Raw genomic sequence first — 15,775 nt, 5'->3', positions numbered from 1 at the left:
GTTGGCGATGATGATAAATTGAATTACAGATCATGTAATGGCTTCGTCGTTATAATTGATAATTATGTTTATGGTCGGTTTAATATTATGTTTTAAGGTACATAAAAATCGCTTTATATCCATTATATAATTTATGATTTATGACTTAGATAGTATGAAAATTTTTTTAAAGTAATTAAGTAGAAGTTTTCAAAGAAGAGATCGCTAAAAAATTAGTTGATCTCTTTGATCACGAAAATAGAAATAGTCATTATTTCATTGTATATGTTTAGCAAACTGATTGACTAGGGTTAATAGAGAGTAAAAGTAGTTTTATATCGGTATACTAAAATCTTCATCAATTCATAACAACATCGTTAAATCAAGATCACCGACAAAAAATTATAATTAGAATAGGGTTGGTTAAATTAGGTTAGTTATTAATAAAAAGTGAATTAGAATGGCTATTGAGAATATAAGGATTTTGCGATAATCCGCTAGTAATATCTCTCATATTTTAAATTTATACCAAGTTAAATTCGGATATCATGCTTTTAAATAGAGGGTATTGAATTTCTTCACATATACGATATGTTAATAACTTATTAATCAAGTAATTATTCTCTATTTTAGGATGAGATAGTGGTCTTTTTTATTAGTTTTTTCTTATGTCTTGGATAAAACTACTTCGTTCATCTATTTCTATAGATTTGCATAAATCTCTTCTTTTAGCAACATCTATAACCTCTTAACTAAATTATATTTATATTATTTATCATTAAGAGTTTATGACGATAACAGATATCATAAAATTGTATTTAATAAATATGTTTAGATCATGATTGAATAATACGTAATCTGTGGTTTGAGATAGATGACTGAATAGTGTGGATTTCTCTTTAAATAATTATATTAACTAGATTGTTCAATCTCTCATCATCCTATTTATTGAGTTATTAGATTAATAGTAGAAGTTAGTTTATATTATAAAGTTCAAGCATACTGAATGAAGATAATATTACTATATGTGATATACTTTGTATATAACTTATGAGTATTTTATTTTATTTGATTAATTTTTTCAGAAAGTTTGATTAATTTTTTACAATAATCTTTGAATCGGAAAGTCCATTAAAAATAATTAGTATTATTCCTGTTATATAAAGGAATTAGGTTTAAAAATAGACTGGAATAATAGTTCATATTCAGTTGAAATTTGATATTTTTATTTATTTATAATAGCTGTAGAAAGACTATATATATTTATAATAAAGAATTAGTGATGAGGATGGTAAGTATCTTATATATTAAGAATATCAATTAAATTAATGACCACAAAGGATAGAGTAATTTATATCTATTTGATCTAAATATATATTGGCACAATTTTATTATTTCAGATGTGCTATCCAGTCTTGTATATTTTATATGTAATATGATTACTCAAACATAAAGAGACATAAGAAACTGAGAGTAAAATAGATGTGAGTTATAGAAGTTTTTATCTACTAATCTTAGGGTAGATGTTATTCTATTCTTATTATGTATTAAATTTATATAGCAATCTACTAGATAGAGATGGGCTTTCTTTTAATATAAAGAAGAGGATTACGCATGTCAGATTTAATAGTTTTTATAAAAAGGTTGATTTAGAATAAAAATATAATTAAATAATATTATTATTTATAGTTAACTATGCATACATATCAAATGAGTGATATACAACATAGTTGTATATTCTGATTGTATAAATTGTGAATATATGAAGATTATTTAAATTGCAATATATCTGTATGAAAACTATTTATTTGACATTAATTAGAAATATTGAAAATTTTATATAGATCTATTTTTGATATGTTACAAAGGGCCCCGTCATTTCTGACGGAGCTTATTATAGAGTATTCAGATTTACACTGATTTTACCTTTATGCAATCAATGATGAACTTAAGGTCATATATTAGATTGTGCTAACATTGACTGCAGCTGGACCTTTCTGTCCATCCTGAATTTCAAACTCAACACTCTGGCCTTCGGCGAGAGTTTTGAAGCCGTTACCCTGAATAGCAGAGAAGTGCACAAAAACATCTTTGCTTCCGTCAGAAGGGGTGATAAAACCAAAACCTTTAGACTCATTGAACCACTTAACCTGACCTTTAATCTTTGCCATTTTACACATTCCTTAGAGAGATTATTCGCCCGTGGGCTTTTGACGTTCAGAAAAACCAAAAACATTACTGTATGAGGTGTTAATTAAGGCTTGGCAAGGAAGCGGTATTCAACGTCAACGTCTGAACTCAGATCTTCTTTACTGTCTTTAATTCAAATCTTCTTGACTAAAGAAGCGACTCATAAACAGAGATGTATCTCGTTTTACTAAGATGTTTATCACATATCTGATAATTAATGGCAAGTCATTTTTACAAGATCAGGCTATATCTTCACATCTTTAAATTGTATTGGTATGGCATATCATGTCTACTAGTATATTGATACTATGATGACGAAGCAACCTAATTCTTAGTACGAAAAAGAATCTCAGTTAGGTATCATGATGAATTCGGATGTTTTTATAAAAACGTAGTATGTACAGATTCAGAATGATTATCAGTTTTTAATAATATAAATCATTTAACACACACAGAAAACATATGACGAATGATGATATCATTTTACTAAATTTTATATTGTAATTCAATATGATTTATTTATGAAATTTTTAGTAAGTTTTAAATGTAGATAAAATCATAGAGGACGTAAATTATATAATTACTGACAGTTGAGATTATTTAGAAAATTAGAGAGTTATTTATATTTTTTACAATTACTACAAGCAAAGCACTTTTATTTTATAATGTATCATCAGTTCTGTTTTTACAAACTTGTTTCTTATATCTTATGCATATGTCAGTCTTGATAAGACTATTATTATAGTGACCTTATCTTATTGAACCTTAAATGATCTTATGTAATGATATTTTTATATTTGCAATCTACTTAAATTATTATAATTTTAATTTTATATACGTATGTATGATCTTGTTTATATTTTTAAATTATTTTTTAAATTGATGATGAATTTATTTTTTACAAAATAATATTTCTTTTTAACTTTCATATTTCCCTTTTCAATATTATATAATGTGATAGATCTTTGAATAAAATTAGTACTTAATATTGTTTAGAGATTTATTTTGTTTTGTCTATCAAAGAAAAGCGTATTTGTATTTCATATAAGTCTACTGACATTGTATTATACATTATAATAGATGATCTAAAAGAGTAATTTTATGCATCGACCTTTAACCTTGTTTATTAGTTTACGTTATATGACAGGTCGTGGATCTGGTCGTTTCGGATATTTAGTGACATGGCTCGCTATCATTGGACTTGCGATTGGTGTTACGGTTTTAATAACAGTTTTATCAGTTATGAATGGTTTAGAAGATAAGTTAGAAAAACGAACTCTTGGTTTTATGCCTCAGGCTTTAATTACTAGTAGTTCAGGATCTATTGATCCAAAAAAAGAACCTATCAATAGCTTGCATCTTTTAGGTGTAAATCGTATTGAGCCGTTAACTATCGGTGAAGTGGTTATACAAAGTTCTTGTCATATTGGTGTGGCCACAGTTTTAGGGATTAATCCTAATAAAAGTGACATATTAGAGCCTTTTTTAATTAATGTTCGACAGACAGAATTGCAAGCTGGTAAATATAATTTAATTGTTGGTGAAAAGTTAGCTAAGCAGCTCGGATTGAATCCAGGAGAACAGGTTCGTTTATTAGTGCCAACTATAAGTTATTTAACTCCGTTTGGTTTTATGCCGAGTCAGAGGTTATTTAATGTAATTGGTACTTTTTTTTCTAATAGTGATGCAGATAACTATCAGGTATTAGTTAATCAACAAGATGCTTCACGTCTTATGTTGTATCGGAGAGGTTACATTACCGGATGGCGTCTTTGGTTAAAAAAACCGTTAGAAGTTGAAAAAATTAGTGCCCAATCTCTTCCAGGAGGGTTAGTATGGAAAGACTGGCGTGATCAGAAAGGTGCGTTATTTCAGGCAGTGCATATGGAAAAAAACATAATGGGGTTGCTGTTGAGTTTAATTATCTTAGTATCTGCTTTTAATATTGTAACATCTCTTTTTCTTCTTATTATGGAGAAGAGGAGTGAGGTCGCTATTTTGCAAACTCAGGGTCTTCAACGTAGAAAAATAACTATGATTTTTATCATACAAGGCTCTATAGTTGGATTCGCTGGTTCTTTAATTGGCGCTTTTCTTGGAGTATTTTTGACTACTCAGCTTGGTCACTTAATGGAGATACTTGGAATCTTTATGGATAAAATGGTAACATTGCCTACGGTTATTTCTATATCACAAGTTGTTTTTGTTACATTGAGTGCAAATCTAGTTGCATTTGTTGCAGCACTTCTTCCATCTTTCCGTGCGTCTTCTCTTTCACCCGTGGAGGCGTTACGCTATGAGTAAACAGATTTTATTACAATGTAATAATGTGTCTAAAAGTTATCAAGAAATCAATATACAAACTAATGTTTTGTGTAATGTAACGTTTAATATACGATCTGGTGATATGATTGGGGTGATTGGAAGTTCTGGTTCTGGAAAAAGCACCTTGCTTCATATTTTGGGCGGGCTTGATGATCCTACTTCTGGAGACGTACAATTTGAAGGTCGTTCTTTAAATACTATGTCTTCTGCAGAAAAAGCTGAATTACGTAATCGAAAATTAGGTTTTATTTACCAGTTTCATCACTTGTTAATGGATTTTAGTGCATTAGAAAATGTAGCGATGCCTCTATTGATTTCTAAAATTGATTATGGAAAAGCGCGAATTATAGCAAAAAATATGTTAAATGTTGTTGGTTTGAGAGATCGGGCGGCTTATCGTCCATCTGAGTTATCTGGTGGTGAGCGGCAAAGAGTGGCAATTGCGCGTGCGTTAGTGCATCATCCGCGTCTAGTTTTAGCGGATGAACCGACAGGTAATTTAGATGCAGCTAATACCCATTTAATTTTTGAGTTGTTGACCAAACTCAATCAAGAACATCATACGGCTTTTTTAATCGTGACACATGATTTATATTTAGCGCAACGCTTACAACGACAAATTAAGATGAATGATGGTTATTTCAGAGAGATTAGGAGCGAATTAGGTCAAGGATAATGAAGAAATCTCTATCTTTTTTTCTCGGTATTCGTTTTAGTTATTCTTTTAGACAAGGTAGCATAGTTTCTTTAATTGGGGTTTTATCTATTCTTGGTATTGCCTTAAGTATCTCTGTATTAATTATAAGTCTAAGTGTAATGAATGGTTTTGAGTATGAATTAAATCATCGTATACTCGCTGTAGTTCCACATGGTGAAATAGAATCAGTGAACCAGACATTCTCTACTTGGAGGTCGCTTTTAAATGTGGTCGAAAAAGTTCCTGGTGTAGTGGCAGCAGCACCTTATGTTAATTCTACTGGGTTAATTCAAAACGGAAGAAGGGTACTGGCAGTTCAAATTAAAGGTATCGATGCGCAATTAGAAAGTCGAATTAGTGCAATACCTTTTTATGTACAAGGATTGATGTGGAAACACTTTGTATCTGGTCAAAAGAAAGTCTTGATAGGACAAAGCGCAGCTAATAGCTTGAATATTAAACTGGGTGACTGGATTAGTCTTATGATAACCAAGAGTGGCTCTGATAATAAAATATTACAAAAAAAGAAAGTAGCTCTTCAGGTTGTTGGAATGTTTAATCTTAATGGAATATATGCGAATAATATGGTTTATATTCCACTTATTGATATGCAGAATTTATTAGAAATCGGTGAGAGTATTACTGGGATTGCTATTAGGGTTGATCATCCTTTTCATGCTGAACAGGTGGTTTATCAGGCTGGGAAAAGGACTGGCTTATATGTTGCAATACGAAGCTGGATAAGTACATATGGATATATGTACCATGATATACAGATGATTCGTGGATTACTTTATTTAGCAATGGTTTTAATAATTGGTATTTCTTGTTTTAATATTATGTCTACATTAGTCATAGCGATTAAGGATAAAGGTTCTGATATTGCTATATTACGCACTTTGGGTGCTAAAGATGAGCTCATCTGTTCTATTTTTCTCTGGTATGGATTATTATTAGGTGGTTTAACAGGAAGCATCATTGGAGTCGTGATTGGTATTCTAGTTGTTGTTAATCTTACATCTATTTTTTATATTTTTGAAAAAGTAACTGGATATCATCTCCTTTCAGGAGACATTTATTTTATTGATTTTATTCCATCCAGGCTTGATTGGATTGATGTTATAATTATACTATTGACAGTTGTAGTTCTAAGTCTAGGATCTAGTTGGTATCCAGCTCAAAAAGCTATCCGTCTCTGTCCTGCTAGGGTGCTGTCTGAGAAGTAGAAAAGATCAGACTATGCTATGATGATGATCCTTACAATGGTAATTTTTCTATGAACTAGAGTTCATCACTTTTGTATTACATTATCAAAGTATTTGTACATATTTTGAATGTTTAATATCAAGCAGATATGATGCAATTATAGGAATGGATATTAGTTCGAGTTACTGATAACTAAATGGATTTAAAATTTATACAGAGAGTTTTAGATCATTTTATTATATCTATAGATATAATCAGTTATATTATTGAAAAGTATATTATATTTAGTCTGAGTAGATTTACAGTTCTATATAAAGTTTAAAAATATTTATAATTCTTCAAGAATTCATATTCTAATTAATGTTTCTCAGAATTGTTGGATAATGTTAAATTTTTATTTTGATATTATTCATTAGAATTTACTCAATTTTATTGATTCTAGTTGTTAGATAGTAATTAGAGTATCTAATAAAAAAAAGAAGATCATATTATTCATAGATAGTGAATATTTTATGTTATCTTTTTAAGAATGTAATAAATTTTATATTTAAAGAAACATGTATTTTCGTATAAGATTAGATCTTTATTGGATTAACTTTGTAAAATAAAAAATATTAATTTTTTATTGGATAAAAATTGTTATTTGTACTATCTATAATAGTTAATAAAATTTAAATTTAATTAAAAATATATTATATTTAATATTAACGATGGAATGGCTGTATCCTGAAATATCAGGCTTGGAGAATTGTATGTGGAAAGGGCTTACAATGACTAATAGAGCAGTGAAACAGATTACTCGTTTAGTCAACAAAGATCCTGAGATTAAAGGTATTCAATTAGATATCAAAACTTCTGGTTGTGCTGGTTTAAGTTATAGGATGAATCTAGTTAAAGATTTCTCAGAAAGTGATCTGATTTTTACTTATAATGGTATAAGTTTATTTGTTCCCATTCGTGCTATGCCTTATATTGATGGTACAGAGGTAGATTACGTTCGTATAGGTCTTAATCATATGTTCAAATTTAATAATCCTCAAGCTCAAAATTCCTGTGGTTGTGGTGAGAGCTTTGCTATTGAGTAAGCTTTATGTCTAATAATCATAATAAATCTGACAGTGCTCAAATTTTGAAAAGTAGATATGCGAAATACAAGCAGGGTTTTGTTACTGAATTAAAAACTGAACAGTTGAGTAATGGTATTAATGAAGATATAGTTCGTGCGATTTCAGCTAAACGTAATGAACCTAGATGGATGCTAGACTTTCGTCTTCAAGCATATTCAGCTTGGATAAAAATGAAAGAACCCCATTGGTTAAAAGCACAATATAGTAATTTGGATTATCAAAATTATAGTTATTATTCTGCGCCTTCTTGTGAAGGTTCCGGTCATTCTCATCATTCGAAATTAGATATATCTTTATCTTCTTCCAATAGTGCATCTAATTTCTTAACTAAAGAAGTAGAAGAGGCTTTTAAGAAATTAGGGGTGCCTCTTTATGAAGATCAAGGGGTAGCAGTTGATGCGATTTTTGATTCAGTATCAGTATCAACAACTTATCGTGGTAAGTTGGAAAAACAAGGTATTATATTTTGTTCTTTTAGTGAAGCGATTCACGCCTATCCTGATTTAGTACAAAAGTATCTTGGTAGCGTAGTATCTTTTCGTGACAATTTTTTTGCTTCACTGAATGCAGCTGTAGCGTCTGATGGAACTTTTGTATATCTCCCTAAAGGAGTAAGATGTCCAATGGAGCTCTCCACCTATTTTCGCATTAATTCAGCTACCACTGGTCAGTTTGAACGTACTTTGATTATTGCTGATGAAGGGAGCTCTGTCAGTTATATTGAAGGATGTTCTGCTCCGATTCGCGATTCTTATCAACTTCATGCTGCAGTAGTGGAGGTAATTATTCACCAGAATGCAAGTGTTAAGTATTCTACTGTACAAAACTGGTTTTCTGGCAGAGATGCTACGGGCGGGATTTTAAATTTTGTAACAAAACGTGCATTATGTTCTGGTAAGAATAGCAAAATGTCTTGGACACAGCTAGAAACTGGTTCAGCTGTTACTTGGAAATATCCAAGCGTGATTTTACGTGGTGACAATTCTATTGGTGAATTTTTTTCAGTAGCATTAACTAGTGGCTATCAACAGGCTGATACTGGAACCAAGATGATTCATATTGGTAAAAATACAAAATCAACCATTCTTTCCAAGGGGATTTCAGCGAGTCGAGGTCAAAATACATATCGTGGTTTAGTAAAGGTAATGAGCACTGCTTCTAATGCGCGTAATTTTACCCAATGTGATTCAATGCTTATTGGTTCTTTATGTTCTGCTCATACTTTTCCATGTGTTGAAGTCTGTAATAACACTGCTCACCTTGAGCATGAGGCAACAACCTCACGTATTGGTGAGGATCAATTATTCTATTGCTTGCAACGGGGGATGAGTCAAGATGACGCCATTTCTATGATTGTAAATGGATTTTGTAAAGATGTTTTTTCAGAGTTACCGCTAGAATTTGCAGTGGAAGCCAAGAAGTTGTTAGCGATTAGCCTAGAGCATACTGTGGGTTAATTGGATATAAATGACTATGGTTGATAAGGATATCTTATGTTAAGGATTAAAGATTTACATGTTAGCATTGATAATGAAATGATCTTAGAAGGCTTAAATCTTCACGTAAAACCAGGTGAAGTTCATGCTATTATGGGTCCTAATGGATCAGGAAAAAGTACGATAGCAGCGACTTTATCTGGACGAAAAGATTATAAAGTAACTAGTGGTAGTATTGAATTTAAAGGTAAAAATTTATTAGATTTAGATCCGGATTCCCGTGCTGGAGAGGGTATTTTTATAGCTTTTCAGTATCCGATTGAAATATCAGGAGTAAGTAATCAGTTGTTTCTTCAAACTGCAGTGAACTCTATACGTAAATATCGTAATCAGGCAATATTAGATCGTTTTGAGTTCCAAGATTTTATTCAGGAAAAGATTCGTCTTTTAGAGATGCCTAAAGATTTGCTGAGTCGTTCTGTTAATGTTGGTTTTTCTGGAGGCGAGAAAAAACGTAATGATATTTTACAAATGTTGGTTTTGGAGCCCTGTTTGTGTATTTTAGATGAAACTGATTCTGGGCTTGATATTGACGCGTTAAAAATTGTTTCGAATGGGATTAACAGTTTACGAAATGCCGGACGTTCATTTATTATCATAACACATTATCAACGCATGTTGGATTATATTCAACCATCGATTATACATGTTTTATCTCAAGGGAAAATTATAAAATCAGGAGGTTTCTGGTTAGTAAGTCAACTAGAGGAGCAAGGTTATGGTTGGCTTCTGCAGCAGGAAGAATGATGTAATTACACAGTGGTCAAGTTTATTTAAACATTGTAATAATCAGATTTATAAAGAAAGAAATCTTCACTGGAAGAAGATGCTTCAATTAGGTTTGCCTACGCGCGAACAAGCGATTTGGAAATACACCCCATTAGATCAATTATTTGATAATCAATTTGTTTTTCCGATATCATCTAGATTAGATGCTCACATAATTGAAAAAGAAGCATTTACCATTGATGCAGTGCGTTTAGTTTTTATAGATGGTTGGTTTATATCTGAATTAAGTGACAATGAGCATGATGCATTTTCTATTAAAATATCTCAAGAATTTGAACAGAGGGAAGATTTTTCACCAATAAAATCTGATTTTTTTTTACACTTAACTGAAAGTTTGGCTAGACAAGTTACTTTTATTCATTTAGCAAGTGGTATTGTAGCGAAGCGTCCGCTTTATCTCTTGCATATATCTAGTAGTAGTTCTAACAATACATTATACACTTCTCATTATCGTCATCATTTTCAACAGGATGATAGAAGTGAAGCCACTATTATTGAGCATTATATTAGTCTAGATGAGTCACCACACTTTACTGGCTCGAGATTAACCGTATCTATGGGTAATAATTCTAAATTAATACATTATAATTTTTCATTTGAGGATCGGCATAGTTACCATACATCTCATAATGATCTGAAGATTGGTTCCAAAGTTGATGTACAAAGTCATAGTTTTCTTTTAGGCGCAGGTTTGACTCGTCATCAAACTAGTGTCCAACTAAATGGAGAGCGCTCTAATCTTATTATGAATAGTCTAATGATCCCTATAGATAAAGAAGTATGCGAGAGTCGTTCATTTTTAGAACATCATAAAGGTTATTGTAAGAGTGATCAGCTTCATAAAACTATAGTTTGTGACTGTGCTCGAGCAGTTTTTAATGGTATTATGCACGTATTGAAAGATGCTAGTAAAACGGAAGGTTATATTACTAATAGGAATATGTTACTTGGGTCTTTTGCAGAAGTAAACACGGAACCAAAGTTGGAGATTTATCATGATGATGTTCAATGTGGGCATGGTACGACAACTGGTTCTATAGACAAAGAAAAGGTATTTTATTTACAGTCACGTGGTATTGATATATCTGTTGCCAATCGTATCATTATGTATGCATTTATTTCTGAGTTAACTAGAATGGTTACTAATGATGTTTTAAAAGAAGCCTTAATTCATCGTATTACGAAACGATTCTCTGGTGGTTTGTTATGAATTTTGATTTAACTTCTGTTCGGTCAGAGTTTCCATTATTGTCACGAAAAGTTAAAGGATATCCATTAACTTATCTTGATAGTGCAGCAAGTGCACAAAAACCACGGGCAGTGATTGATGCAGTAAGTCATTTCTATGAATATAGTTATGCTGCTGTCCATCGTGGTATACATACACTTAGTGCTGATGCTACCTCTGAGATGGAGCGTATTCGAGCTCAGGTTGCTTCTTTTATTAATGCTTCCAGTATGGAAGAGATTGTGTTTGTTAAAGGCACAACAGAAGCAATTAATTTAGTTGCGAATAGTTGGGGAGGTAGTAATCTCCAACCTGGTGATAATATTATTATTACTGAAATGGAGCATCACGCTAATATTATTCCTTGGCAGATGGTGGCAAAGCGTTTAGGGGTTGAAGTTCGTTTTATTCCTTTATGTTTTTCAGGAAATTTAGATTTACCACGGTTAATGTCATTAATAAATAAGCGTACTCGCTTGTTAGCAGTTACACATATTTCTAATGTTTTAGGTACTATCAATCCAGTGAAACAATTGATTTCACAAGCTAAGTCTTCTGGGATCATGACTTTAATAGATGGAGCTCAGGCAGTAATGCATACTGCAGTAGATGTGCAGGATTTAAATTGTGATTTTTATGTTTTTTCAGGTCATAAAATTTATGCTCCTTCTGGGATTGGAGTTCTTTATGGGCGCAAGGACGTTCTAAGTTTGATGCCGCCATGGCAAGGCGGGGGGGCAATGATCTCTACGGTTAGCTTAAAAGATGGTTCATTATATTCTGAATCTCCTTGGGTTTTTGAAGCTGGATCACCAAATATTACTGCTATTATTGGTTTAGGAGCCGCTTTAACCTGGGTTATGGGATTAGGTATGAATGTGATTCGTCATCGTGAGACACAGCTAATGCGTTATGCTTTAGATCAGTTATCATTAGTTCCAGATATTGTGATTTATGGGTCTGTGCAATCTTGTGGTATTATTTCGTTTAATCTTGGTAAACATCATGCGTTTGATGTAGGTAGTTTTCTTGATCAGTATGGTATTGCTATACGAACTGGGCATCATTGTGCCATGCCATTAATGCAATATTATCAAGTTTCCTCTATGTGTCGCGCTTCTTTTTGTCTTTATAATAGTGAAGAAGAAGTAGATCGTTTAGTCACTGGGTTAATGCGTATCCATCGTTTATTAGTTTGAGTTTTAGCATGGTCAACTAGTTTTGTTTTACAATAAGCAGTATTTAATTTTAGTAGTAAGGAGCAGCTTGGTGATGAGATGGTCTTATCGAATATAGACAAAAATCTCTCAGTATTTTTAGGAAGATCTATTTAGATGAATAGATAGTTTCAGATCAATATCTTCGTTAATGATATTGACTCCTAGTATAATTCAGCTAATTCTCATTATTTTCGTATAGATAGTGCTATCTATCTATTACCCCCTCAATTATTGCTAGTAATAGAATTTATATTCATTAATTAGATAGAATAATTTAGAAATATTTATTTCATTGGATAATGTAGTTATGTATTTTGTTGATTTTTAGAACATAGACAGATCAATCATGAATGAAACTTATAGATTGTAAAATTTACAATCTGTTTTTATTATTTTTAATCTTTTGAAAATTATTGTGTTAAGCACTTTATATAAGGTGCTGTATTGTGGTTACTATCTCCTGATAAATAGTTAAGGAGTAAAACTTTCTAAATAGAAATATCTATAGCAAGACTATAGTATAGTAAGGTAGATTCCAATTTACTTTTTTATCTTATAGGTATTAGGGTTGGTTGTATTTAACAAGGGAATTACGTATATTTCTAGAATCTTAATAAATATATGGGGTTAGTCATAAGTTAAAACCTGATGTTTATATATATTAAAAAGACATTGATGTATTTTGTTATTAATGTATCGGTACTACTTTTAGTAACTTAATAAAGGTACGTGTAAATTGTTAAAATAGAAAATTAGTTCTATTGTGGAAAGCTATAATATCTACAATATTAAGTTTTCACTGAGAGAGAAGAAAGTTTTAATCATGCAATATAGTATTATTTCTAGTCATTTTTATTCATTAAGAGAACTATGAAAGATAAATATTATAGGTTATATAATGACAAATGTTTAATATTTTATTAATTAAAGAAAATCCAACGTAAATGAATATCATCAGTAAAATGATCAGAGTGAGGATTTTTTAATGCACACTTTACCAGATCGGGAAAAGTTGATATCTAATTTTCATCGTTGTCTTAATCAGGAGGAAAAATATTTATATATTATTGAGTTAGGAACTAGACTTCCGTCATGTATAGATTCTCTTTATACACTAGAGAATAGTGTTCCTGGTTGTCAAAGTCAGGTCTGGATAGACGTTAATCTCGATAAAGATGGCTTAGTGATACTTACAGGGGATAGTGATGCTGCACTAGTGAGGGGGTTAATGGCTATTATTTTTTCATGTTATCAAAATATGACGCCGATAAGTCTCTTAGAGTTTGATGTATCTTCGTGGTTTTCAGATCTTACTCTTACTATACATTTAACACCATCTCGTTCACAGGGATTGCATGCTATGATTTATACAATTAAGAAGAAATTATTTTTGTTAAAAAGCATATAAGCAATGAAAAATTCTTAATAAAAAAATAAAATTTAATATTTTCATGTCACATTAAATGTCTATCTTTTCTAGATACAATGAAAATATTTAATATACTTGACGATTAAACTATAGGATGCGTATTTTAATTATTCTTAATATTTTAAGCATATTAAAGAATACAATTAGAAGTAATATTTAAATATTCCTGATATATATCATATATTTTATGCATATGTATTGTTTTTGATTGTAAAATAGTATTTATTTTTGTTAGTCTATGATGATACTTGTATAGTCAATCTAATTATTGAGGATAGATATCGTTAAATCTGCTTGAGTCTAAAAACGTTTCTATTATTCATCTTTATTGATTGCGCTAATGGTTGTATAAGTTATTGAATTCAAATCACACTTTTAGTAAAGTGATCTAATTATAAGTTGTTTCTATAGCAAATAATATATACTATTTATTTGATCAAGTCAGTTATTTAAGAAAAAAATATTGTTTATTTGTAGATTGGGAAATCATGACAGATATTAAGTACTTGGTTTTTTATATCAAGAATGATATTATGATTACTAATATCATTCAGGATATTAGTAATCCATTCTGCGATTTTTTCCACTTCTTTTTCTCTGAGTCCTCGCCGTGTCACTGCAGCAGATCCGATACGGATACCAGATGTAATTAAAGGGTTTTGAGGATCATTAGGTATGCTATTTTTATTAATAATAATATTAGCTTGGCTTAAGGCTAGTTCTGCTTCTTGTCCAGTCAGTTTTTTATTGATGAGATTCAGAAGGAATAGATGGTTGTCAGTTTTTCCAGAGATCACCTGATAACCGCGATTTAAGAAAATTTCTAGCATTGCTTTAGCATTTTTAGCTACATTTTCTTGGTATATTTTAAATTCAGGCTCCATTGCTTCCTTAAAAGCTACTGCTTTTCCTGCAATAACATGTAACAAAGGTCCTCCTTGTCCTCCAGGAAATACAGCTGAGTTTAGTTTTTTATATAATGAATTATTTCCATTTTTTGCTAAGATAATTCCACCACGAGGGCCTGCTAGAGTTTTATGTGTAGTAGAAGTAACAATGTGAGCATAAGGCAAGGGATTAGGGTAAATACCAGCGGCAATTAAACCGGCAACATGCGCCATATCAATTAAAAGATATGAATCTGTATAATCAGCAATATAACGCATCCTTTCCCAGTCACAGATGCCAGAGTAAGCTGAGAACCCGCCAATAATCATCTTTGGTCTATATCTTTTAGCAAGATCAAATATTTCATGATAATTAATATCGCCGTTCTCGTCTACACCATATGAAATGACATTATACAGTATCCCTGATAAACTTACAGGAGATCCATGACTCAGATGACCCCCATGGTCTAATTTCATACCAAGTATAGTATCACCTTTTTGAAGAAGTGCTGTATAAACAGCAAAGTTTGCCTGAGATCCTGAGTGGGGCTGTACATTGGCATAATCAGCTTTAAATAATTCTTTAGCGCGATCAATGGCTAGTTGTTCAATGATATCAACATATTGACATCCACCATAGTAGCGCTTACCTGGATATCCTTCTGCATATTTATTAGTAAGACAGGATCCTTGTGCTTCCATGACGCGAGGACTAGTATAATTTTCTGAAGCAATAAGATTTAAATTGGTTTCTTGACGGTCTTTTTCTTTCTCCATGGTGAGCCATAATTTTTTATCATAATTAGAAATATTCATATTTTTTTTTAGCATTTTATGTCCTTATTTAATTCAGGTTTGGTATGATTAGATCATAATGTATTTCTATAACATAGAACTAATTTTGCGTATAAATGCATTTTTTAATCATTGTGGATAAGTTATTTTATACATAAGATTTTGTGATATTAGTTAATTGATTAGCTATGGCAGAATTGTTCGTCGTTAAGGATAATTAACAATCATATTAAAGTCTGAGTACTTGAGAGTTTCTATTTTTATGTTAATTTGATTCATTTTGTGTGATATTTTTATTTTGATGCTTTCTTCTAAAATTAGAAGTTTATACAGATTCATCGTAAAGATTTTATAATTAAATATTAGTTTTTAGTGAGTATTACATGAGTATCAATTTGGATAGA

Annotated in this window: 12 protein-coding genes; 9 read left to right on the top strand and 3 right to left on the bottom strand. The window is 31.1% G+C overall.

What is annotated here, in order from left to right; genetic code table 11:
* Nucleotides 1-1,940 precede the first annotated feature (1,940 nt).
* Complete coding sequence (gene cspE / locus ERCIPICE3303_RS02605; RefSeq protein WP_157991161.1) at nt 1,941-2,150, bottom strand: transcription antiterminator/RNA stability regulator CspE; 210 nt, start codon at nt 2,148-2,150, stop codon at nt 1,941-1,943.
* 83 nt (nt 2,151-2,233) lie between these two features.
* A complete protein-coding gene (locus ERCIPICE3303_RS03360) occupies nt 2,234-2,281 on the bottom strand; it encodes a hypothetical protein (RefSeq protein ID WP_416046617.1) in 48 nt (15 codons plus the stop codon).
* Nucleotides 2,282-3,270: 989 nt separating this feature from the next.
* On the opposite strand from ERCIPICE3303_RS03360, the gene lolC reads away from it, so the two are divergent.
* The 9 genes from lolC to sufE all read left to right on the top strand — a co-directional run bounded on the left by lolC (nt 3,271) and on the right by sufE (nt 13,665).
* Nucleotides 3,271-4,473, top strand: a complete 1,203-nt coding sequence (gene lolC, locus ERCIPICE3303_RS02595) for a lipoprotein-releasing ABC transporter permease subunit LolC (RefSeq protein WP_157991160.1) — start codon at nt 3,271-3,273, stop codon at nt 4,471-4,473.
* Nucleotides 4,466-5,170, top strand: a complete 705-nt coding sequence (lolD, locus tag ERCIPICE3303_RS02590) for a lipoprotein-releasing ABC transporter ATP-binding protein LolD (RefSeq protein ID WP_157991159.1) — start codon at nt 4,466-4,468, stop codon at nt 5,168-5,170. Before lolC ends, lolD begins: the two co-directional genes overlap by 8 nt.
* Nucleotides 5,170-6,417, top strand: coding sequence for a lipoprotein-releasing ABC transporter permease subunit LolE (gene lolE, locus ERCIPICE3303_RS02585; protein ID WP_157991158.1), 1,248 nt, complete (start codon nt 5,170-5,172; stop codon nt 6,415-6,417). The genes lolD and lolE overlap by 1 nt, the downstream gene beginning before the upstream one ends.
* 690 nt (nt 6,418-7,107) lie before the next feature.
* Complete coding sequence (gene sufA / locus ERCIPICE3303_RS02580) at nt 7,108-7,482, top strand: Fe-S cluster assembly scaffold SufA (RefSeq protein ID WP_157991157.1); 375 nt, start codon at nt 7,108-7,110, stop codon at nt 7,480-7,482.
* Between the two features lie 5 nt (nt 7,483-7,487).
* A complete protein-coding gene (gene sufB / locus ERCIPICE3303_RS02575) occupies nt 7,488-8,981 on the top strand; it encodes a Fe-S cluster assembly protein SufB (protein ID WP_157991156.1) in 1,494 nt (497 codons plus the stop codon).
* A 36-nt stretch (nt 8,982-9,017) separates the two neighbouring features.
* Nucleotides 9,018-9,767, top strand: coding sequence for a Fe-S cluster assembly ATPase SufC (sufC, locus tag ERCIPICE3303_RS02570; RefSeq protein ID WP_157991155.1), 750 nt, complete (start codon nt 9,018-9,020; stop codon nt 9,765-9,767).
* Complete coding sequence (gene sufD / locus ERCIPICE3303_RS02565) at nt 9,739-11,019, top strand: Fe-S cluster assembly protein SufD (protein ID WP_157991154.1); 1,281 nt, start codon at nt 9,739-9,741, stop codon at nt 11,017-11,019. Before sufC ends, sufD begins: the two co-directional genes overlap by 29 nt.
* On the top strand, nt 11,016-12,236 hold the full coding sequence (gene sufS, locus ERCIPICE3303_RS02560) for a cysteine desulfurase SufS (RefSeq protein ID WP_157991153.1): 1,221 nt from the start codon (nt 11,016-11,018) through the stop codon (nt 12,234-12,236). The genes sufD and sufS overlap by 4 nt, the downstream gene beginning before the upstream one ends.
* Before the next feature lie 1,006 nt (nt 12,237-13,242).
* Nucleotides 13,243-13,665, top strand: coding sequence for a cysteine desulfuration protein SufE (gene sufE / locus ERCIPICE3303_RS02555; RefSeq protein WP_157991152.1), 423 nt, complete (start codon nt 13,243-13,245; stop codon nt 13,663-13,665).
* A gap of 488 nt (nt 13,666-14,153) precedes the next feature.
* On the opposite strand, the gene glyA is transcribed toward sufE, so the two are convergent.
* Nucleotides 14,154-15,407 carry a serine hydroxymethyltransferase gene (gene glyA, locus ERCIPICE3303_RS02550; RefSeq protein ID WP_157991151.1) on the bottom strand — a complete coding sequence of 418 codons (1,254 nt, stop codon included), beginning with the start codon at nt 15,405-15,407 and terminating at the stop codon, nt 14,154-14,156.
* Between the last annotated feature and the right edge of the window lie 368 nt (nt 15,408-15,775).

It is taken from the genome of Candidatus Erwinia haradaeae (genome assembly GCF_900699015.1).
GTDB classification, from domain to species: Bacteria; Pseudomonadota; Gammaproteobacteria; order Enterobacterales; family Enterobacteriaceae; genus Erwinia_E; species Erwinia_E haradaeae_E.
This window is presented reverse-complemented; position numbering and strand designations above follow the sequence as displayed.